Origin of the sequence: Micromonospora sp. KC207, from assembly GCF_004348615.1 — a bacterium.
GTDB lineage: Bacteria > Actinomycetota > Actinomycetes > Mycobacteriales > Micromonosporaceae > Micromonospora.
In genome coordinates this window covers 1-20,607 of record NZ_SMKJ01000021.1, presented here as the reverse complement: position 1 = coordinate 20,607, position 20,607 = coordinate 1, and the positions used below count along the sequence as shown (strand labels likewise).

Sequence of the window (20,607 nt, the reverse complement as noted above, 5' to 3'; positions counted from 1 at the left end):
CCCGGCGCGGCTACCGCCCGGCCCCGGACAGCGACACCCCGGTGCCCGCATCGAACAGGTGCGCACGGTCCAGGTCGACCGTGACAAGCAGCCGTTCGCCCGGCGTGCCGGTGACGGTGGGTCGTGCCTTGACCCTGAGGATCTCCGTCCCCACTCGGACGTCGACCACCGTTCGGTCACCGAGCGGCTCAAGCCCGTAGAGCTCCCCCGACAACGACGCGTTCCCACGCTGCTCGACGGACAGGTCCTCCGCGCGCAGGCCCAGCAGCAGCGGACGACCGTCCTCAGCCGTGGTCCAGCGGGGCCGCGGTAACGTCCAGCCTTCCGTGCCGACCAGACGATCTCCCTCGGCATGGCAGGCGAGCAGGCTGATCGGCGGACTCCCGACGAATCCTGCGACCCACTGGTTGGCCGGACGCTCGTACACCTCGGTCGGCGTTCCGACCTGTTGCACCTTCCCCTCCTTGAGGACCGCGACCTGGTCGGCCATGGACAGGGCCTCGACCTGGTCGTTGGTCACGTAGACGAAGGTTGCTCCGAGGCTCCGGTGGATGCGGGTGAGCTCGGTGCGCATCTCGACGCGGAGCTTGAGGTCGAGGTTCGTCAGCGGCTCGTCCATGAGAAACGCGCGCGGGCGACGGACCAGCGCCCGGGCCAGGGCGACACGCTGCATCTCACCGCCCGACAACTGCGCGGGACGACGCCGCAGCAGACGTTCGATGTGCAGCAGGCTCGACATCTGCTCGACGGCAGCGGCGATCTCGCTCGAAGAACAGCGGCGTGCCCGCAGCGGCGAAGCGATGTTCTCGTACACCGTGTGTCGCGGGTAGAGGGCGTAGCTCTGGAAGACCATGGCCAGGTCGCGTGCGGCCGGGGCGTCACCGGTCGCGTCCCTGCCGTCCAGATGCACCGACCCGGCGTCAAGTTTCTCAAGGCCGGCGATCGCTCGCAGGGTCGTCGTCTTGCCTGCCCCGGAGGGCCCGAGCACGACGAAGAACGAGCCGTCCGGCACGTCCAGCGTCACCCCGTCCAGGGCCTGTACTTTGCCGAAGGACTTGCACAGCCCGTGCACTGCCACGGTTCCCATCAGGCCACCAGCTCTTCCGTGCTCATGTCGTAGACCGCCGGGGTTCCGCCGGTGTGCCGCAGCCCGACCAATGCGTCAGCGGCGAACCGGCCAGTCGGTGGCATCCGAACCCGTACGTCGCGCTGGCCGCCGTGGTCGACCACGTAGATGATTTCGTCGCCCAGCCACTCCGCAGAGACCACGCGGGCCGGGACCGAACGTTCCGCCCCTGGTTCGGTGACTTCCAGCGCCTCCGGCCGGACGCCTGCGACCAGGCAACGGTCGCGCGGCAGGCCTGGCGGTGGCGTGAGGACCAGTCCGCCCTGACTGCGCAGCTTCCCGTCGGCCACCTCCACCTCGATCAGGTTTATCGGCGGGGAACCGATGAACGCGGCGCAGAAAAGACTCGCCGGACGGTCGTAGACTTCCAGCGGCGTGCCGATCTGCTCGACGCGGCCCTTGTTGAGGATGGCGATTCGGTGACCGAGCGACATCGCCTCGACCTGGTCGTGGGTGACGTAAACCATTGTCGTCCCCAGATCGCCCTGCAGGTGCTTGATCTCCGTGCGCATGTCCGCCCTCAGCTCCGCGTCCAGATTGGTGAGAGGTTCGTCCATGAGGAATGCGCGCGGTCGTCGCACCAGGGCGCGAGCAAGCGCGACGCGCTGCTGCTCTCCGCCGGACAACTGGCGCGGTCGCCGGTCCAGGAGCGGACCAAGCCGCATCAGCCGGGCGGCCTCGTCGACCCGCTCGCGCACCTCCGCCTTGGGCAGTCCCTCGGCGCGCAGTGGGAACGCCAGGTTGTCGCGGGTTCTCAGGTGCGGGTAGAGAGCGTAGAACTGGAACACCATGGCGATGTCGCGCTCGGCGGGCGGCAGGTCGTTGACCAGCGTGTCGCCGATGCGGATGTCGCCCGTCGTCTGCCTCTCCAGGCCGGCTATGGCCCGCAGCGTGGTCGTCTTGCCGCAACCCGAAGGGCCGAGCATCACGAACAGCTCGCCGTCGCCGATGGACAGGTTTACGTGATCAACTGCGACGGTCCCGTCCGGGTAGCGCTTGTGCAGGGCGGTCACCTCGATGCCCGCCATCAGCGTCGCACCGCCCCGAGCGTCACGCCGGCGACGAGGTGCTTGCGCACCAGGTAGGCGAAGACGAGCACCGGTAGGGCGAACACCACGGAGGCGGCGGCCACGAGACCCCAGTCCACAGTGGTGCCACCGATGAGGCCGGCGATGGCGGGTGGGGCCGTCCGCACGTTGTCGCTGGAGGTAAGGAAGATGGCGAACACGAACTCGTTCCACGAGAAGATGAGTGCGAAGACCGCCGTGGCGGCAATGCCGGGCACGAGCAGGGGAAGGGTAAAACGCCAGAACGCCTGCAAGCGGGTGTAGCCGTCGAGCATGGCGGCATCCTCGTACTCCGCGGGCACCTCGTCGACGAACCCCTTCATCATCCAGATCGTGAACGGGAGGTTGAACGCGGCGTAGATGAGGATCAAACCGAGCTCGGTGTCGATGAGTCCGACTTGGCGGTACATGAGGAAGATCGGGATCACGACCACCACAGGCGGCATGAAGCGGGTGGACAGGATGAAGAACAGTTGGTCCTTCTTGGCCTTGACGGCGAAGCGTGAGTAGGCCCAGGCCGCCGGGACCCCCAGCACGGTGGCCAGCACCGTGGAGGCCCCGGCGACCACGACGGAGTTGAGGAACGAGACAGACAAGGCCGAGCGACCCCCGCCGGAGGCGACGAACACGTCCTTGAAATGGTCCATAGTGACTTTGAAGCCGAAGAACTCGGCCGGAACGGCGTAGACGTCCCGGTTCTCCTTGATGGACGTCTCGATCATCCACAGCACCGGAAAGAGCATCACGACGGCCAGCACGGTCAGCAGCGCGACCTCCAGCACCGAGCGGCCCCGGCCGCCAACGCGGCGCGCGGAGGGCGTGTGATCCCGGGCAGGACCTGTGGACACGGCCTCGTCGACGGAGACGGCCATCAGCCCTCCTTGAGTTTGTTCAAGTAGCGCAGGTAGAACTGCGTGAGGACGATGACGACGAGGACCATGAGGATCCCGTACGCCGAGGCGGTTCCGGTGTTGAAGCCCAGGAACGCGACCTTGTAGACGTGGAACGACAACGTCTCGGTGGAGACCCCCGGACCTCCGCTGGTGAGGATGTAGACGAGATCGAACAGCCGGAAGGCCTCGATGGCCCTGAACAACACGGCAATGAGGAGTAGCGGCCACACCAGCGGTAGAGTGATGGTGCGGAACCGGAACCACTCGGACGCCCGGTCGATCGAGGCGGCCTCGTACAAGTACTTGGGAACCGCGGTAAGGCCCGCAAGTGCGATGAGCATGATGAACGGCGTCCATTGCCAGGTGTCGACCACGATCAGGGAAATCAACGCCGTTCGCTGCCGGGTGAGCCACTCCACCTGCCCCAGGCCGAGCGAGCCGAGCATGCTGTTGATCACGCCGAATTGCGCGTCGAGCATGAATCGCCAGAACAGCCCGACCACGACCGGCGACAGCATCATCGGAACCAGGAACAGAGTGGTCAGCAGTCCTCGCCCGTGCGTGCGCCGTGAGATCAGGTAGGCGATGGCGAAACCGAGCACGGTCTGCAGGCCGACCGCGCCGACCACGTAGATCAACGTCGTCAAGGCCCTCTGGTGGACCTGCGCCGAAGTCAGGATGGCCGTGTAGTTCCCGAACCAGATGAAATTGGCGGGCCCCCCGCGGGTGGCCGAGTAGTCGGTGAAAGACAGGTACAACGCCCACAGCAGCGGGAACACCGACATTGCGAGCAACAGCAGCAGCGCGGGGGAGATGAAGGCAACGGCGAGCCCGCGGTCGCTCAGTCCGCGGGACCGACCCGGTGCAGGTGGCGTCGCAGACGCCACCTGCCCGGGGTGGTCGGTCGTCAGGGGTGCGGGATCACTCACAGTCCGCCGCCACCCTTGCGGCTGCTCGAGTCGAGCACGCCCTGCTGCTCCTTGGCGATGTCGTCGAGCGCATCCTTCGGCTTCTTCGCGCCATTGAGTGCCGCGTTCACGTTGGTGTTCTCAATGTCGACGAGGCGCGCGTACTCGGGCACGTTCCACATGTCCCGCATGCGCGGAACCGAGTCGGTGTACACCTGGTTGAACGGCCCGGCATTGAGGAACTCTGGCGACTCCAGGGCGTCCGTACGCGATGGCACACCGCCAGCCGCGGCCCACTTCTTCTGGATGTCAGCCTGCTCGAACCACTTCATGAAGTTGAGGGCCTCCGCCTGGTTCGCCGTGGGGGAGTAGGCCGACACGTGCATCCCCATACCGCCGAGAGGGACCAGGTTCGTCTTCTGGCTCGGCAGGGTGGCAAAACCCAGCTTGTCGAGAATCTGCTCCCGCGTGGTGCCGAGCGTCGACTGCTTCGGATCAAGCAGGCCGCCGCTCGCCGCGATCCAGTTGAACGCGATGCATGCCTTGCCCTGGGCGACCGCCGCGTTCACCTCGTCGATGAACCAGTTGCCGGAGCCCTTGGCGGTCAGCGGCTTCATCTTGTTGACCAGGACGTCCATCGCCTCCTGGCCCGCAGCGTCGTTGAGGACGCCCTCGATCTTGCGCGTCTTGGAGTCCCAGAGGTTGCCGCCGTAGACGCCGTTGACCGTGTTGTAGGTTACGGCCGCGGCGTCGGAGCCGTTGGCCTGGTGGAAAGCCAGCCCGCTGACGCCAGGGTTGTCCGCCTGGCACCTCTCGGCGACTGAGATCATCTCGTCCCAGGTCTGCGGTGGCTTGTCGCCGATCAGGTCCTTGCGGTAGATCATCGTCCAGGTGTCGCCGAGCAGCGGCAGTCCGTACAGGCTGGCGTTCTCGTCGCGCTTTCCGGTCTCCGCCTGGGGGAACTGGCCGTAGGCCGCCAGGAGGTACGGGTTGTAGGCCTTGACGTCGATGTTGTTCTTGACGAAGTCGGTGATGTCGAGGATGTTGCCGTTCGTCACGGCCTCGCCGATGTGTTGCGAGTCCAGGATCGCGATGTCGAAGTCGGTCTTGCGCGCGGCGAACTGGGTGAACATCGCGTCGTGCCAGTTCGCGTTCGGCACGGTGTTGACTTTGATGGTCGCGTTTGGCCGCTCCTTCTTGTACTCCGCGTTCGCGAAGGCTTCCAGTGCGTGGGCGGGGGGCCAGTCGAACCAGATGAAACTGAGGGTCAGCGGGTCCTTGGTGAGCTCCGGGATGGTCGCCGGTGCCTTGGGGGCGCTCGCCTTCGCGCCGTCGCCCTGGCCATCGCCGCAAGCCGCCACGGTCGTGGCCACCAGCAGCATGGCCGCCGCTGCCAGCAGCACCTTTCGACCACAAACGGACATTCGTCCCATGCGCTGTGAATACCGCATCTTCTTGCCTGCTTTCTGGGTGGGAACTTCTAGAGCCTCGCTATGTGCCTCGCCGAGCAGGTGCTGGGTTGTTCAGGCGTGTTGCCGGGCTGGCGCGGGGGCCGACCCGCGGACCGGCGTCACGAGTACGCCGCGATGTGCCGGGTCTTCGTGCCGTCGAGAGGTACTTCGGTCCATCGGGGGCCCGGTGACGAACCGAGTAGGACGTCGAGCATGCTCACGGGAGCTCCAGGTGATCGAGTGGAGCGATGGCGGGCGGTTCCGCGACGGTGCAGGATGACGGGCGTCCGTCACTTTTCCTATACGATCCAGTGGGGGCGTCAGCATGTCGCAGCGTTGTGACTGATGTCAACAGGTTCCCGTAGACGCAGGAAAGGACCTCACGTCACGATGGACGACGAAGCGAGGATCGCGCGGGGCCGTAGGGTCGTGACGGGCGGAATGCCGCCGGGAAGATCTGGTGGCCGGCTTGCCGACGAGGTGTACGACACGCTGCTCGGACAGCTGATGTCGCTACGGATCGAGCCTGGCTCCCGCGTCACGATCGACGTCCTGGCGCGAGAACTGGGGGTCTCGCAGACGCCGATCCGAGACGCTCTGAACCGCATGGAGGCCGAGGGCCTGGTTGTGCGTGTGCCCCATGCTGGCTACCGCATTCCTCCCCAAATCACCCGTCACCGATTCGAAGACATGCTCGAGGTCCGCCTGCTCCTCGAGCCGGCAGCGGCGCGCAGATCCGCCGAACGCGCATCCATGGAGCAGGTGGCCGGTCTGCGGCGAATGCTGGAGGAGATGGCGGAACTGGAGGGGGGCAACGGGCCCATGGCCTATGGCGCCTTCGGGCTACGCGACGCCGCTTTTCACGATCTCGTCGCCCTGAGCGCGGAGAACCAGGTCATCCGTGAAGGGCTCGCTCGCCTGCACAGTCACGTACACCTCTTCCGGCTGCACCACGACACCCAGGTCACTCATCTGGCCATGGCCGAGCACGAGGAAGTTGTGGCCGCGATCGCCGCGCGTGACCCCGACGCCGCCGCCTACGCGATGCGTCGGCACATCCTGCGGTCCGGCGAGCGTTTCCGGCGATTGTTCGACGAGATCAAGGACGTGGACCCGATGGCGGTAGAGGCTTGACGGGTGGGCGGGGGCAGAGGAATGCTAGCTCAATCGGATCGGATTGGATCGCGTCCACCTCACCGCCACCAGATGCGAGGAGAAGCAGGTGCCCAGAGCGCTGCTCCTGACCGGCGACGCCGCCGAGGAACTCGACACCATGTACCCCTACTACCGCGTGCAGGAGGGCGGCTGGGACGTTGACGTCTCGTCACGGACGCGGCGTGACGTGCAACTGGTCATCCACGAGTTCGACCCCAACTCCGACGCCTACGTGGAGAAGAACGGCCGGAAGCTGCCGGTCGACGTGCCCTGGGCCGAGGTCGACGTCGAGCGCTATGACGCCCTCATCATCCCGGGGGGACGTGCCCCCGAGTGGATCCGGGTCGACGCCGACGTCAGGCGCATCACCGAGCACTTCTTCGCGCGCAACCTCCCCATCGCGCTGGTGTGCCACGGCGCGCAGGTACCAGCGGTGTACGGGTTACTGAAGGGTCGAAAGACGGCGTGCTTCCCCCCCATCACCGGTGACATGGAGAACGCGGGCGCGACGGTCATCGACGCTCCCGACGTCGTGGACGGCAACCTCGTCTCCTGCCGGGGGTGGCCCGACATGCCGCAATTCGGTAGGGCGATGATGGAGCTCTTTTCGAAGTCCGTCGGTTAGTCATCGGCATGAGCACACCTGGCCTGCCCCGGTGACGGGACTTCGGACTGTCACCGTCGACGGCTCCCCCGTCCACGTCCTGGAAAGTGGCACCGGACCTGCGGTGCTGATGCTGCACGGCTCCGGACCCGGCACGACCGGGTCCGGCGCCTGGGCAACGACGGCGCAGGCGCTGGGCACGTCCTGGCACCTGGTGGCTCCTGACCAGGCGGGGTTCGGCCGTACACCTATCCCGGCGGGCTCCAGGGGTGGGCTCCGGCTGTGGACGGAGCAGGCCGCGGGCCTGATGGATGCTCTCGGTACCGACCGCTACGCCGTGGTGGGTCACTCCATGGGCGGTGCCGTGGCGCTGGCGTTGGCGGCCGCGCGCCCCCATCAGGTCACCCGTGTCGTGGCGGTCTCGACGATGGGCGCCCCCGGGGCACCGCTGTCCGCCGAGCTCGACGCGATCTGGGCCGCCCCCGCCGGCCCGCTCGGGGCACGAGACATGCTGAGTCGCCTCGTCCTCGACCAAGCGCTCGTGACCGATTCGGCCGTCGATGCCCGTGCAGCTGCGATGCGAGCGGGGGCGGCCGCATTCGCGTCATTGTTCCCTCCACCCAGGGCACGATGGGTCGACGAGCTCACCCTCTCGGCGCAAACGCTGGCAGCGGTCCGCGCGCCCGTGCTACTCGTTCACGGTGCCCAGGACCGAGTCACCCCGCTCGAGACGGCAGCCCAGCCCCTGCTCGAACACCTGACCGATGTCCGTCTGCACGTGCTCGGCCGATGCGGGCACGTGCCGGCGATCGAGCACCCGCACGAGTTCAGGCAACTGTTGTCGTGCTTCCTCCGCCGGGACCGAGGTCACTAATTGCTGCGGCAGGTCCGCAGCCCGTGCTCAAGCAGATCAGCATGAAGCAGACGTGATTTGCGCAGAAGCTGACGCCCTCCCCGAGACCCAGGGCCCCGGCACAGTCGTGATGCCTGTCCGAGGAGCGCCGTCTGCTCGCGGCGGTACCGGTCGGAGGTCTCCGCAAGGGGGGCAGGTGCGGCAACTTCCCAGGTACGGGGGCGGTCCGGCGCGGACCGCCCCCGTATGGTGCTACGCGGCGGCTCGTTCGGCGACGCTGCGTTCCACGCAGAACTCATTGCCTTCCGGGTCCGCGAGCGTGACCCAGCCGGTGCCGTCCGGCCGGCGGTGGTCCTCGAAGAGCTTCGCGCCGATCCCGATCAGCCGGTCGACCTCTTCATCTCGGGTGCGATCCTGAGGTTGCAGATCGAGGTGTACGCGGTTCTTCACCACCTTGCCCTCAGGCACTCGGATGAACAGCATCGTTGGCTGCCCCTCGGCGACCAGCGACGCCTCGGGGTCGCCAGGCTCGTCCTCGACGCGCATCGGGCGGCCAACCGCCATCGACCAGAACTGTGCCAGCTCGTACGGATCACCGGTCGTATCGAAGGTGACGTTGTGAATGCTTGCGACCATCGCACTCTCCAAAGTGGATAAATGCGCCCCAGCGTCACAGCAGGTCAGCGGTGCTGGCGGTGAGGCGCGGACGTCTCATGTGTGAGCATCTCTACCGCACCTCCTCTCGCCAAAGGCTGACCACGTGATCGTCGCATCCCCCAACCAGATCGTGCAACCCGCAACCTTTCCGATGGCTTGGCCCGGCGGCGATGTTGGTGGCGCCGGCGAGAGGTCAGCGGCGGGGCGTCACGAGGCCCATCTCGTGGGCGATGATGACGAGGTGGACGCGGTCGCGGGCGTCCAGTTTGGTGAATAGCCGTGCCACGTGGGCCTTGGCGGTGGCCGGGCTGATGTGCAGGTCGGCGGCGATCTCGTGGTTGGATCGGCCCCGGCCGACCAGGGTGAGCACCTAGCGTTCCCGCTCGGTGACGCCGTCGGCCGGTCGGAGTGGTGGGGTGGGCTCTGGGCGGTGGTTGACGATCTGTTCGATCAGGCGTCGGGTGATGCTTGGGGCGATGAGCGCGTCGCCGGCGGCGACGATGCGGATCGCGCCGAGGATGTCCTCCAGGGCCATGTCCTTGACTAGGAAGCCGCTGGCGCCGGAGCAATAGTCAAGACTTGTGGATGAGGAATCTTGATCAGGCGGCTGCGGCGTCGGAGGTGACGGGTCCGGCCGTGACCCGTTCGACGAGGCGGCTGCGTTCGAAGCGGGCGCCGGCGCGGACCAGGGCGACCAGGTGCGGTGCGTTGACCGCCCGCCACCGTTGCTGGGCGGCTTCGATCAGCTTGAACGCCATCGCGAGGCCGGCGGCCTTGGAGCCGGGGCCTTTGGTGACCTTGGTGCGGTGCCGGACGGTGGCGAAGGTCGACTCGATCGGGTTGGTGGTGCGTAGGTGCACCCAGTGCTCGGCCGGGAAGTCGTAGAACGCGAGGAGCTCGTCGAGGTCGTCGACGACCTTGGCGACGGCTTTGCCGAACTTGGCGCCGTAGGCCAGCTTGAACGCGGCGACGGCGCGGCGGGCGTGGTCGCGGTCCTCGGCGTTCCAGATTTCGGCGAGGGCCTTCTTCGCCCCGGGATGCGCGGACTTCGGGAGCGCGCCGAGGACGTTGGCGATCTTGTGGAACCAGCAGCGCTGCTCCCGGCTGGTGGGGAACACCTCACGCAGCGCGTTCCAGAAGCCGAGTGCCCCGTCACCGACGGCCAGGACCGGGGCGCGCATGCCGCGGCGTTTGCAGTCGCGTAGCAGGTCGGCCCAGGACTCGGTGGACTCGCGGTAGCCCTCGGCGAGGGCGACGAGTTCCTTGCGGCCGTCGACGCGCACGCCGACCATGACCAGCAGGCACAGTTTCGCCTCGTCCAGGCGCACGTTGAGGTGCACGCCGTCGGCCCACAGGTAGACGTAGTCGGCGCCGGACAGGTCCCGTCCGTTGAAGGCGCGGGCCTCGTCCTGCCACTGCACGGTGAGCCGGGTGATCACCGGTGCGGACAGGCCCGTACTGGTGCCGAGGAACTGCTGCAACGCGGGCACGAAATCGGACGACGAGAGCCCGTGCAGGTAGAGCAGCGGCAGTACTTCGTTGATCTGCGGGGACTTGCGGCACCAGGCCGGCAGGATCACCGAGGCGAACCTGCGCCGCTCACCGGCCTCGTCGACGCGCTTGTCGTTGACTCGTGGCGCGACGACCTCGACCGCACCGGCCGAAGTGAGCACCTGCCGCGGCAAGGCGTGACCGTTACGCACGACGAGGCGGCGTCCCTGCTCGTCCAGCTCGGCCGCGTGCGCGGCGATGTAGGCGGCGACCTCGGCCTCCAGCGCAGCGGCGAGCATCCGGCGGGCACCGTCACGCACGATCTCGTCGATCAGCGACCCGCCCGTCTTGGCCTGCTCGGACACGGCCGCTGGCGTGGGCTCTTCCGGGTTGACTACGGTAAGCACGGGCGTACCTTCCCGGCCCGCGTTGGCGCGCGGGCTCTACTCGATTCCTTGGACATGGAGCGTCGCCGGGAGGGTACGCCTCCCGACGCTCATCCACAGGTTTCGAGCATTGCTCTGCGACCTGCTGGTGATCATGAGTTTGCGAAGACCATGACCCAGAACAGGACCGCACCCGCTGATGTCAGCATCACTGACCGAGATCGTGCTTCCGTACCTGCAGCGCGCCGGGCTAGCCTGATCGCATGCCGATGCCGCGCCGGTACGTCTGCGGGCTGTGCCCGGTCCAGCGTCGCACGGCGCGGTGAAAGGAGCTGTACTCGGCGAACCCGAGCAGGGTGGCGATCTCGTGCAGGGTGTACCGGGAGTTGCCGAGGTGCTCCAGTGCTAGCCGGTGCCGCGTGGTGTCGAGCAGCTGCTCAAACGTAGTGCCTTCGGTCCGCAGCCGGCGGTAGAGGGTCTGCCGGCTGATCCCGAGCGCCCGGCTGGTGGCCTCGGCGGTGGGTGGGCCGAGCGGCAGGCGGGTGACGATGTGCTCGCGCACCTGTCGGCTGTCGGCGTCGGTGGCCGCGACGCGTTCGGCGAGCGTCACGGCGTGCTCGCGCAGCACAGCGAACAGGTAGCTCTGCGCCCGGGGCGGCGGCCGGTCGAGGAGTTCGGCGACGAACGTGATCCGGTCTTCTTTTTGACCGAAGCACACCCAATCGCCGAAGACCGCCGCGTAGGCGGCGGCATGACCGGGCCGCTCATGCCGGAAGTCGGCGCGCAGGTCGATGTCTGCGCCGTCGGCCAGAAACCGGAGCGTCGTGGCGATCTCGCCGAGCGCCAGTTCGGCGCCCTGCATCGTGCGCGATGCCGCCTCGGTGCGGTGGTAGCTCAGCTCAGCCCGGTCGGTCGCGGTCCGCAGCGCCAACCGCAAACCCGTACCGAGCACGTTGGCGTGACGGACCGCCAGGCACAGCGCCTCGCGCAGCGACGGGCTGTGCGCCGCTAGCTGCCCGATCGCGCCGACGTTGCCGTCGGCGGCGCATCGGCCGGCCAGCCGCAGCGCCACCGCGGGGTCGCCGGTCAGGTCCGGCGCCGCGCGTTCGAGCCGAGCCAGCGCGGCGAGCGGGACGTGCGCGTCCGGATCGATGTATTGGTCGACCGCGAACCCGAGCACCTGCTGGACGGCGGCCGGATCGGCGCCGACCGCGACCAGCGAACGGGCGGTGTTCGCCACCACCGCGACGCAGATCGACGCACCCGCCTCGGCCGTCCTTTCCACCTGCCACCCTCCCGTGTCACCGGACGCCAGGTATCTGCAACGTGAGGCGATGGTAGTGCGGTGGCCGCAGTCGTAGCGTCACGGCTCATGAAACCACTTGTCACCCTGCGGACCGTCCCCCGCACCGTCTTCGTAGGCGCCTGGTGCGTCGCCGGCTTCCTGGTCATGATGGTCGGCGGGTCGTTCACCGAGGCGCTGTTCAGCCGGGTCGGCTACCCGGGTGCAGGCTGGGGTGGTGTCCCGGTCACCTTCGACCTGGCGAGCAAGCATGCCGCGCTGGACCAGCTGGCGGTGAAGGGCACGCTCGACCTGTTCGGCTGGGCCCAGGTCGTCGACATCACCATCATCATCGGCACGCTGATCTTCTTCACCGCGCTCAGTGTGCTCGTCTGGCGTGCTCAGCCGCTCGGCGGCTGGCTCGACCGGCTCGGTCAGCGCACGACGGCCGCGTTCGTGGCCGCCCCGATCGCCGACGCCGTCGAGAACCTCACCGCACTGGTCCTCATCGCCGGGCAGCCGCAGCCGCTGACCGTTCTCAGCCTCGCCAACTCACTCGCCACCCTGGCCAAGACCGTCCTGTTCATCGCCGGTTGGGTGGGACTCGCCGGGCTGCTGCTGGCCACCGCGCGGCGGACAGCGACGAAGTTTTCCAGGCGAGGGCTACGGCTGACCAAGTCCGGCTGAACGCACCCGTCACGCGGCCAGCACCAGACTGACATCGGCTCATGCCGCTGTCCGCTCGGAAAGGCTTGGGGACGCCCCGCCATCGGCGAGGCGTCCTCCGGACTCGGCCCGGCTCGAACGGGCTGCCATCCTCTCCTGACGGCGCGGGCGCGGTCATCCGGAGCCACCGCGCCTTGGGCGAGGACGGGAGGAGTTTACGCGCGCGCCCATGCCGCAGATAGGGTGCGCAACCCAGCCCGTGCGCCCATCACCGTCAGTAGCAGGGCCTCGCTGGCGCAGACGTTCTGCTTTGTCGAGATTGGTGCGTCACGCGGTCAAACGCCGCACCAAGGAGATACCCGGGTCAACCGCGCGACCGCCGCCGCGCCCGGCGAACACGACCTCGTCATGGTCGGCATCCCCGGTGCCGCCGGGCACCTCGAACTCGTCGGCGGCTCGCAACTGACCACCACACCTTCTCCTACCACCGACGACCTCCTGGTGTTCCACCTCGACAGCCCCGTCGACGCACGCCTTCGTCGAAAGGCTCCTCGCCGCTGGCGGCACCCGCGTTGCCGGCGGCCCGTACTGGGACCGCTGGGGAGTCACCATCGCTGACCCCGACGGGCTACCGGTACGTCCTGTGCGCCCGTTCGTGGCACAACACCAGCGTGGCGCTGAACCGCCCGTACGACCTCCACGGGCGCGTGTTCGCGCAGGTCAGCAGTTGTCGCTGATTCTCTGGGCCACCTGCCGGGGGGCGGGTGGACACCAAGGGCACCAGCGTCATCCGGCCGCTGATCAACGCCTACCGCACCACGAGGTGATTTGAAAAGAGTTCCCGGCTCAAGGCAACCTTTGCGGCGCCTGCGACCACAAGAAGTCAGACCCGGCTACTCCGGTAGCTGGATCTGACTTCCTCTGGTGGACGGCATGCAAGGAGAACACCTTTTATGAAGAGCCCCACGAACGGCGGGCGTCGCTGGCGTCACCGCCGGAGTCACCGCCGTTTCTGGACCGCCACCGGCCTGCTGCTCGGCGTACCCGCCGTCCTCGTGCCGTACGTCCTGTTCGGGCAGGACTCGCAGGCCGCGACGGTCGACGGCAATGCCTACTACCGGCTGATTTCCGTGCGCAGCGGCAAGGCGCTGGACGTCAACGCCTTCTCCACCGCTGACGGCACCCGCATCCAGCAGTGGACCGACCAGAACACCGCCAACCAGCAGTGGAGGCTGAGACCCACCGGGGACGGCTACTACGAGCTGGTGAACCGCAACAGCGGCAAAGTGCTGGGCATAGCGGGCGATTCGACCGCCCGGGCAGCTGCCGCTGAGCAGCAGACCGACAGCTCCTCCACCTCGCAGGAGTGGCGGATCGAGGATGTGAACGGTTCCGACGCCGTCACCTTCACCTCCCGCAGGAGCGGCCAGGTCCTGGACGTCTTCGGAGGCTCCACGGCCGACGGCGCGGCAGTCATCCAGTACCCTGGCAAGGGCAGCACCAACCAGCAGTGGAAGCTGGTGAAAACGGCCGAGACCCAGGCGGCCGGGCCCGGCGGGGCGCAGACCACGGCCGGGGCCGGACCGTATGTGTGGAAGAACGTCCAGGTGGTGGGCGGCGGTTACGTCACCGGGCTGGTTTTCAACCCGCGTGCGAAGGGCCTGCTGTACGCGCGCACCGACATGGGCGGCGCCTACCGCTGGGATCTCGCGGCCGAGCAGTGGATCCCGCTGACCGACTGGGTCGGCGAGAAGGACTGGAACCTGCTGGGCATCGATTCACTGGCCACCGACCCCGTCGACCCCGCCCGGCTCTACCTCGCGGCGGGCACCTACACCAACAGCTGGGCGGGCAACGGCGCGATCCTGCGCTCCACCGACCGGGGCCGCACCTTCCAGCGCACCGATCTGCCCTTCAAGCTGGGCGCCAACGAGGACGGCCGCGGGGCGGGCGAGCGGCTGGTGGTCGACCCTGCGGACAACGGCACCCTGCTGCTGGGCACCCGCAAGAACGGCCTGTGGCGCAGCACGGACTACGGCGTGACATGGCGGCAGGTCTTCTCGTTCCCCGTCAAGGACGGGGCGAGCAGCGGCGGGGGCATCTCCTTCGTGACGTACGGCCCGGCCGGAAGCAGGACGGTCTATGTCGGGGTCGGCGACAAGTCCACCTCCCTGTACCGCTCCACCGACGGCGGCAGCACCTGGCATGCCGTCGCCGGGCAGCCCACCGGCCAGCTGCCGCAGCACGGGGTGCTCTCCGGTGACGGCTCGCTGTACCTGACGTACACCAACGCCCTCGGACCTAACGGTGTGACGGCGGGTTCGGTGTGGAAGTACACGCCGGCCGACGGAAGGTGGAAGAACGTCTCCCCGTCCAAGGGCAGCTACGGGTTCTCCGGGCTGGCCGTCGACCCGCAGAAGCCGTCCACGGTGATGGTCACCACCCTCGACCGCTGGTGGCCGGAGGACGAGATCTACCGGACCACCGACGGCGGCACCACGTGGAAGGCACTGGCCGACAAGTCGGTGCGGGACGCCTCCGCCGCTCCTTACGTCGGTACCGGCACCGGGCACTGGATGACCGCACTGGCCATCGACCCCTTCGACTCCGGGCACGTGCTGTACGGCACCGGCAACGGCATCTGGCGCAGCAAGGACGCCAACGCCTCCGACATCGGCGGCACCAGCCACTGGACCGTGGGAGCCCGAGGGCTGGAGGAGACCGCGCTGCTGGACGCGATCGCCCCACCCGGCGGCGCCACCGTCGTCACCGCCATGGGCGACCAAGGCGGTTTCCGCCACGACTCCCTGACCGAGGTGCCCGCCGGGCGGCTGCAGAACCCGGTGATGGGCAACAGCACGGACATCGATTTCGCCCAGTCCAGCCCCACGGTGATGGTCCGCGTCGGCCGTGGCGGCGCGCAGGACGGTGCCTATTCCACCGACGGCGGTCGCAGCTGGAAGGGCTTCGCGGCGGAGCCGGTGGCTGGCGCCGACAGCGGCCATGTCGCGCTCGCGGCGGACGGCTCCGCCATCGTCTGGACCCAAGCCGGTCAAATCCCGTACCGCTCGACCAACAAGGGGGCGAGCTGGTCGAAGGTCCGGGGCCTGGGCGCCGGAGCCGTGGTCGTCGCCGACCGATCCTCGGCCAAGACCTTCTACTCGCTGGCCGGCGGCACGCTCTACGCCAGCACCGACGGTGGCGCGACCTTCGCCGCCCGCGCCACCAACCTGCCCGCCGGCCGGCTCACGGCCGTCTCCGGCATCGCCGGGGACCTGTGGATCGCCGACGGTGCCAAGGGGCTGCTGCACTCCACCGACGGCGGCCGCACCTTCACCGCGCTCGGAACGGTGCAGTCCGCCTCCGCCCTCGGCTTCGGCAAGGCCGCGCTGGGCGGTGCCTACCAGTCCCTGTACCTGATCGGTACCGTCAGGAACGTCACCGGTGTCTTCCGCTCCACCGACAAGGGCGCCACCTGGCTCCGCGTCAACGACGATGCCCACCAGTGGGGCAGCATCGGCGGCGTCGGCGTCATCGCCGGCGACCCCGACACCTACGGCCGCGTCTATGTCGGCACCAACGGACGCGGCCTCCAGTACGGCGACCCGTCCTGACCTTGACGCCCGAGCGGGGCCGCAAGCACAAGAGCCTGCGGCCCCGCCACAGCTGAGGGACCTCGGGCAGCGTCGAAGTCGCGGGGACGAGAACCGGCGATCTCACCGAGGACCGGGTGGCAGCCTGGCGTGGCCAGGACCGTCGGCGTTGTGTTGCCGTTCTTTCAACCGCTGCCGACGCTGACCGTGGTCGAGAACGTCATGCTTCTGATGGAGCTGCGCCGGACCGCATGGTGAGCTATCTGCGGGGCCGAAGCCTCGACCTCACCGGCGACCTGCACCGATGACAAGGCTCCGGACGGAACCGGACGACGGGTCGACCTCCCGGTCTCCTAAGTGCTGGCCAAACCCGCCCGCACCCTGTGCCCTCCTCCAAGGGGGAACGACAAAGGCAGCGCGGAGTTGGGCATCCTGATCTGCCGCGATCCGGGCACCGACCCGACTCTACTGGTAACCCAGCGTGAGCAGCGTAGGGAGGCCACTGCGTCCGCAGTCGCCCACGGAGCCGAAGCGGCAGGCATCCCGGCCCGTGTACTTTGGCGTACCCGGCTGTGCACTGGAACCCGTACACCGACGGGGCCCACGCGACGACCCCGAAGACCCCCACGCCGTCCGCATCCAGGCCTACGCCAGGCAGGACCCATCCTGTTGTCGCGGCTCGGCCCGTACGTGCTCACCGACGTCAACGTGCTGCCCATCGCGCAACCCGTGCCCGCCGTCGACCAACCGGACGTCGACGAGCCCGACCACGTCTGGGAGACCGCACCCGACGCCGGACCTCATCACCGACGCCACTGCCCGCACCCATGTATGCGCCGCGATCGCCTACGCGTTCTGGCATGACCGTACTCCTCGACGGCGTACGCCTTCCTGGCCAGCGTTCCGTCGGACCATGCCGTCGCCAGGTGCTCAATTACCTGACCGGCGGCTTGCCGGGATCTGGTACTCACTGACTGTCAAGCCGAGCAGCCGCAGGTTCTCCTGTGACGGGCTGCCCGGGTCGGCGGTGTAGAGGAAGAGCGTCTGCTCCTCGTCGCCGGGCAGCGTCAAGGCTTCGTACCGCAGGGTGATCGGCCCGACGGCGGGATGGATCATGTGCTTGGTGCCGTGGGTGCGCTCGTGCACCTTGTGGCTGTTCCACCACGTACGGAACTCAGGGCTCTTGATCGTGAGTTCGCCGACAAGTTCGCTGAGCCTGGTGTCGTCCGGGTTGCGGCCGGCATAGAGGCGCAGCGTGCCGACGACGTCGGCGGCCACGGACGGCCAGTCGAGGAAAGCGGCGTGGGCGTCGGGATCGAGGAAGATCCACCGCGTGTAGTTGCGGTGGCGGGCCGGCAGCCGCGTCCAGTCGGTGAGCAGGGCCCGGGCGAGCAGGTTCGCGGCCAGCACGTCGGTGCGCCGGCCCAGGATCACCGCCGGGTGTTCGGTCATCGAGGCGATCATCTGCTGCATGGCCGGGCGCACGCGCTGCGGCGGTGTCTGCCTGGCGCGTTGCCGGGCCGGTCGCGCGAGGTCGGCCAGGTGTGCGCGGGCGGCCGGCTCCAGCCGGAACACCCGTGCCAGGGCGTCAACGACCGTGTCCGACGGGGTGCTGTGGCGGCCCTGCTCCAGACGGGTGTAGTAGTCGACGCTCACTCCGGCGAGATGCGCCACCTCTTCCCGACGCAACCCGCGTACCCGCCGCCCGGCCGCCGCGTCCGGTGCGACGATCCCGGCCGTCTCGGGGGTCGTGTTCGCCCGGCACGTCCGCAGAAAGTCGCTCAGGTCCGTGTTCGCCGCCATGCCAGGAATTATGGCGCGGCCCGTTTTCCTGCGAGAAGAGCGTGAGGGGGCATGGCGTTCCCAGGTAGCGCTGGGCCAGATGGGACCTGTCGGCGCCGGCGTTGCAGCTCCCAGGATGGAACCCGTCGAGATCCGAACACCACGAGGAGAAGCCCCATGTCGTACCCCAGCACCTGGTTTGTCACCGGCACGTCGCGTGGCCTGGGACTGGAGCTGGTCACCCAACTGCTGCACCGCGGCGCCACCGTGGCCGCCACCACCCGCACTGCACGGCGCCTCGACGAGGCACTCGGCGAAGCCGATCGGTCCCGGCTGCTGATCCTCGAGCTCGACCTCACCGACGAGGCGGCCGTCGCGGCGGCCGTTGAGAAGTCCACCCAGCGCTTCGGTCAGATCGACGTGGTGGTCAACAACGCCGGGTACGGATTTCTCGGCGCGGTCGAGGAGGTCTCTGACAACGAGGCCCGGCAGATGTTCGACGTACAGATCTTCGGAGTCTGGAACGTGCTACGGGCGGTGCTGCCGGCCATGCGGGCCCGGCGCGGCGGGCGCATCATCAACATCTCATCGATCCTCGGCCTGACCGCGTTCCCGGGCTGGGGTCTCTACTGCGCCGGAAAGTATGCCTTGGAAGGCCTCACCGAGGCACTGGCCGCCGAGGTCTCCGGCATCGGCATCGACGTGAATCTCATCGAGCCCGGCTACACGCGCACCGACTTCCTGCGCACCACCTCTCTCGGCCTGCCGTCGGCCACGATCGCCGGTTACGAGGAGATCCGGAAGATGACCGAGGCGCATCTGGCGATGCCCGGCACCCAGCTCGGCGACCCGGTCAAGGCCGCCGCCGCGATCATCGAAGTGGCCGCCAACGGCAAGGCCCCGTTGCACCAGCTGCTCGGCTCCGACTCGTACGGGCTGGCGAAGGCCCGCATCGACGCGCTGACCGCCGATGTCGAGAACGGCCGTGAGGTGGCCTTCTCCACCGACATCACGCCGGACGCGTAACCCGGCGTCGTCGTCGTGGTGCCGCGGAGCTTCGCGGGCGCCTGGTGTCGAGCCGACGTGTAGTCGGATCTGCCGCGACGGCCATCCGCGCATCACGCCTCGCACCGACCGAGGCACTCGCAACGACCTGAAGCCGACCGCCGGTCTACCGGGGCACCTCCGCCCTCGGTAGACCGGCGCACCGACGTCAACGCCGATCATCCATTGCGCACGAACCGGCTCAGGGACGGGCGCGGCCGGCCGGCGTGGGGTCGGACCCGGCCGCCGCTGGAGCGCGCCGTTCGCCAGGCTTCACACCCCAATGTTGGGCCTGCGGTCCGGCGTAGGCCCGCTGCACGAGGCGACGGCACTCGCATGAAGGTGACCTGGGCATACGGCCGAGGCGACCACCGCGAGGTCGACCTCACCCGGTTCCGCCGCCCTGGAAGCACTCCTCCACGAGATCCACCAGGCCGGCGAGCCGTCGCGGTCACCATTCTCCGGCCTGCAGATCGGAATCATCCCGGAATCGCGCCCCGTACAACGGGATGAATCGTCCGACGTACCCGCAGTGTGGTCGCTACTCGGCGGAGGTGGCTTGCCTGCGGCGCAGCGTACGGATCCATCCTTGGGCAGTGTGCCGGGGCACGTTGTAGTGATCGGCGAGCGCCGCCGGGCTCCCGGCCTGCTGGTACACCGACTCCAGGTCATCCGGTGACCGCCGGTACACCCGCCCTGTTCCCGGGGACGCCTCGCCCTTCGCGGTCTGTTTGGTGGCTTTCCGCCCCGCGTTGGTGGCCTTGGCTCCTGTGGCTTTCCGCCCACGCGACCGGGTCGTGCCGGCGGCCTGTGCTTTCGCCCGTGACGTCTGCTTGGGAACAGCGACCTCGGTCGGCTCGCTCGGCACCGGAGTGGTCGTAGCCGGTTGATCAGCGGTGGACGTGGTTGCGGCGACAGGCCGGCCCGCGTCGATGTCGGCGGCGGGCTCCTCGTCAACGGATACGTCAGCGGGCGCCTCGCTGGCCGGAGCAGCAGGCGAGACGGTGAGCGCCTGCTTGCCGCCGACGGCAGCCGTGACCGCCTTCAGTAGCAGATCCAGATCGACCGCGGGAATCTGGCCCGCGGCCAACCCGTCCCCCTCACCGGCGCGCACCAGCAGTTCGGTGATACGCGCGGTCGCGCCGTTGAATTCGACTCTCACGGTTGTGGTCGCCTGACTGGGATCGTCCGCGGCGATGCTGATGGTGTATGAACTCACGACATGCCTCCATGTAGGGCAACGGCCTCGTCACCGCTCGCGCGAACCATCCCGCGAGGACCACAAGAACTCGGCCCTGCCCGATCCGCTATTCGGTGTTTGAAGGGTAAAAGCTACCGCATGCCCGGCGAGCTGCGACCGATGCAGCGGCGAAGCAATCGGGCTGGGTCCGCGATGCATCTACCGACGGCCATCCCCGCGGCCCTCGAAACCTCCGCGCCGCGTCGGGCGCAGCACAGCCGCGGCTTTCGCCTTCGCCGACGGCTCCGGCCGCTTTCTTTCGACTGGTCCTGTCGTTCAGCGCTAACTTGATCTTTAACCCTTGCGTCGTGGCCTCGGGCTATTCGAGGTCTTCGTTTTCTTGGTGTTGCTGTTCGGCTTGTTGCTGGTAGCGGCTGTGACGATGTGGACGTCGTGGCGGGCGGCTCGG

17 protein-coding genes and 2 pseudogenes are annotated in these 20,607 nt (G+C 68.3%); 7 read left to right on the top strand and 12 right to left on the bottom strand.

What is annotated here, in order from left to right; genetic code table 11:
- Positions 1-10: 10 nt before the first annotated feature.
- From E1258_RS04695 to E1258_RS04675, 5 genes are read right to left on the bottom strand one after another with little or no spacing between them, the layout of a single operon-like run.
- Positions 11-1,087, bottom strand: coding sequence for an ABC transporter ATP-binding protein (locus E1258_RS04695; protein WP_132397154.1), 1,077 nt, complete (start codon positions 1,085-1,087; stop codon positions 11-13).
- Complete coding sequence (locus E1258_RS04690) at positions 1,087-2,154, bottom strand: ABC transporter ATP-binding protein (RefSeq protein ID WP_132397152.1); 1,068 nt, start codon at positions 2,152-2,154, stop codon at positions 1,087-1,089. The genes E1258_RS04695 and E1258_RS04690 overlap by 1 nt, the downstream gene beginning before the upstream one ends.
- Complete coding sequence (locus tag E1258_RS04685; protein ID WP_132397150.1) at positions 2,154-3,065, bottom strand: carbohydrate ABC transporter permease; 912 nt, start codon at positions 3,063-3,065, stop codon at positions 2,154-2,156. Before E1258_RS04685 ends, E1258_RS04690 begins: the two co-directional genes overlap by 1 nt.
- Positions 3,065-4,015: a carbohydrate ABC transporter permease gene (locus tag E1258_RS04680; protein ID WP_132397148.1), complete on the bottom strand. Its 951-nt coding sequence runs from the start codon at positions 4,013-4,015 to the stop codon at positions 3,065-3,067. The genes E1258_RS04685 and E1258_RS04680 overlap by 1 nt, the downstream gene beginning before the upstream one ends.
- A complete protein-coding gene (locus tag E1258_RS04675) occupies positions 4,012-5,397 on the bottom strand; it encodes an extracellular solute-binding protein (protein WP_243715186.1) in 1,386 nt (461 codons plus the stop codon). Before E1258_RS04675 ends, E1258_RS04680 begins: the two co-directional genes overlap by 4 nt.
- A gap of 438 nt (positions 5,398-5,835) precedes the next feature.
- Here E1258_RS04675 and E1258_RS04670 point away from each other — a divergent pair, with 438 nt between their 5' ends.
- The 3 genes from E1258_RS04670 to E1258_RS04660 all read left to right on the top strand — a co-directional run bounded on the left by E1258_RS04670 (position 5,836) and on the right by E1258_RS04660 (position 8,078).
- On the top strand, positions 5,836-6,579 hold the full coding sequence (locus E1258_RS04670; protein ID WP_132397144.1) for a GntR family transcriptional regulator: 744 nt from the start codon (positions 5,836-5,838) through the stop codon (positions 6,577-6,579).
- Positions 6,580-6,667: 88 nt separating this feature from the next.
- Complete coding sequence (locus E1258_RS04665) at positions 6,668-7,225, top strand: DJ-1/PfpI family protein (RefSeq protein WP_132397142.1); 558 nt, start codon at positions 6,668-6,670, stop codon at positions 7,223-7,225.
- Positions 7,226-7,334: 109 nt separating this feature from the next.
- Positions 7,335-8,078 (top strand): alpha/beta fold hydrolase, encoded by a 744-nt coding sequence (locus tag E1258_RS04660; protein ID WP_243715192.1) that lies wholly within the window; start codon positions 7,335-7,337, stop codon positions 8,076-8,078.
- A 231-nt stretch (positions 8,079-8,309) separates the two neighbouring features.
- Here E1258_RS04660 and E1258_RS33055 read toward each other — a convergent pair whose 3' ends face one another.
- From E1258_RS33055 to E1258_RS04640, 4 genes and pseudogenes are all read right to left on the bottom strand, one after another.
- Entirely contained in the window at positions 8,310-8,693 is a 384-nt protein-coding gene (locus tag E1258_RS33055; protein ID WP_165949637.1) for a VOC family protein, read from the bottom strand.
- Between the two features lie 214 nt (positions 8,694-8,907).
- Positions 8,908-9,279 (bottom strand): annotated as a pseudogene (locus E1258_RS04650) (LuxR C-terminal-related transcriptional regulator); the annotation flags it as partial.
- Between the two features lie 34 nt (positions 9,280-9,313).
- Positions 9,314-10,612 (bottom strand): IS256 family transposase, encoded by a 1,299-nt coding sequence (locus E1258_RS04645; RefSeq protein WP_371688568.1) that lies wholly within the window; start codon positions 10,610-10,612, stop codon positions 9,314-9,316.
- Between the two features lie 229 nt (positions 10,613-10,841).
- A complete protein-coding gene (locus E1258_RS04640; RefSeq protein WP_132397136.1) occupies positions 10,842-11,876 on the bottom strand; it encodes an AraC family transcriptional regulator in 1,035 nt (344 codons plus the stop codon).
- Between the two features lie 87 nt (positions 11,877-11,963).
- Here E1258_RS04640 and E1258_RS04635 point away from each other — a divergent pair, with 87 nt between their 5' ends.
- On the top strand, positions 11,964-12,560 hold the full coding sequence (locus tag E1258_RS04635) for a hypothetical protein (protein ID WP_132397134.1): 597 nt from the start codon (positions 11,964-11,966) through the stop codon (positions 12,558-12,560).
- Positions 12,561-12,866: 306 nt separating this feature from the next.
- On the opposite strand, the gene E1258_RS04630 is transcribed toward E1258_RS04635, so the two are convergent.
- The gene (locus tag E1258_RS04630; RefSeq protein ID WP_132397132.1) at positions 12,867-13,049 is read right to left on the bottom strand and encodes a hypothetical protein; all 183 of its coding nucleotides are present in this window, start codon (positions 13,047-13,049) and stop codon (positions 12,867-12,869) included.
- Between the two features lie 67 nt (positions 13,050-13,116).
- Between E1258_RS04630 and E1258_RS35675 the strand changes: the two are divergent.
- Positions 13,117-13,371 (top strand): annotated as a pseudogene (locus E1258_RS35675) (hypothetical protein); the annotation flags it as partial.
- 121 nt (positions 13,372-13,492) lie between these two features.
- Positions 13,493-16,153 carry an RICIN domain-containing protein gene (locus E1258_RS04620; protein ID WP_132397130.1) on the top strand — a complete coding sequence of 887 codons (2,661 nt, stop codon included), beginning with the start codon at positions 13,493-13,495 and terminating at the stop codon, positions 16,151-16,153.
- Positions 16,154-17,062: 909 nt separating this feature from the next.
- Here the strand turns inward: E1258_RS04620 and E1258_RS04610 are convergent.
- Positions 17,063-17,935, bottom strand: coding sequence for a helix-turn-helix transcriptional regulator (locus E1258_RS04610; RefSeq protein ID WP_132397128.1), 873 nt, complete (start codon positions 17,933-17,935; stop codon positions 17,063-17,065).
- A 156-nt stretch (positions 17,936-18,091) separates the two neighbouring features.
- On the opposite strand from E1258_RS04610, the gene E1258_RS04605 reads away from it, so the two are divergent.
- Positions 18,092-18,940, top strand: coding sequence for an SDR family NAD(P)-dependent oxidoreductase (locus tag E1258_RS04605; protein WP_132397126.1), 849 nt, complete (start codon positions 18,092-18,094; stop codon positions 18,938-18,940).
- A gap of 559 nt (positions 18,941-19,499) precedes the next feature.
- On the opposite strand, the gene E1258_RS04600 is transcribed toward E1258_RS04605, so the two are convergent.
- Entirely contained in the window at positions 19,500-20,177 is a 678-nt protein-coding gene (locus E1258_RS04600; RefSeq protein WP_243715185.1) for a hypothetical protein, read from the bottom strand.
- Positions 20,178-20,607: the final 430 nt, after the last annotated feature.

Coding starts and splice junctions, on each gene's coding strand:
- E1258_RS04605 (WP_132397126.1), top strand. CDS start 18,092: ATGTCGTACCCCAGCACCTGGTTTGTCACCGGCACGTCGCGTGGCCTG.
- E1258_RS33055 (WP_165949637.1), bottom strand. CDS start 8,693: ATGGTCGCAAGCATTCACAACGTCACCTTCGATACGACCGGTGATCCG.
- E1258_RS04695 (WP_132397154.1), bottom strand. CDS start 1,087: ATGGGAACCGTGGCAGTGCACGGGCTGTGCAAGTCCTTCGGCAAAGTA.
- E1258_RS04620 (WP_132397130.1), top strand. CDS start 13,493: ATGAAGAGCCCCACGAACGGCGGGCGTCGCTGGCGTCACCGCCGGAGT.
- E1258_RS04685 (WP_132397150.1), bottom strand. CDS start 3,065: ATGGCCGTCTCCGTCGACGAGGCCGTGTCCACAGGTCCTGCCCGGGAT.
- E1258_RS04690 (WP_132397152.1), bottom strand. CDS start 2,154: ATGGCGGGCATCGAGGTGACCGCCCTGCACAAGCGCTACCCGGACGGG.
- E1258_RS04660 (WP_243715192.1), top strand. CDS start 7,335: ATGCTGCACGGCTCCGGACCCGGCACGACCGGGTCCGGCGCCTGGGCA.
- E1258_RS04670 (WP_132397144.1), top strand. CDS start 5,836: ATGGACGACGAAGCGAGGATCGCGCGGGGCCGTAGGGTCGTGACGGGC.
- E1258_RS04610 (WP_132397128.1), bottom strand. CDS start 17,935: ATGGCGGCGAACACGGACCTGAGCGACTTTCTGCGGACGTGCCGGGCG.
- E1258_RS04635 (WP_132397134.1), top strand. CDS start 11,964: ATGAAACCACTTGTCACCCTGCGGACCGTCCCCCGCACCGTCTTCGTA.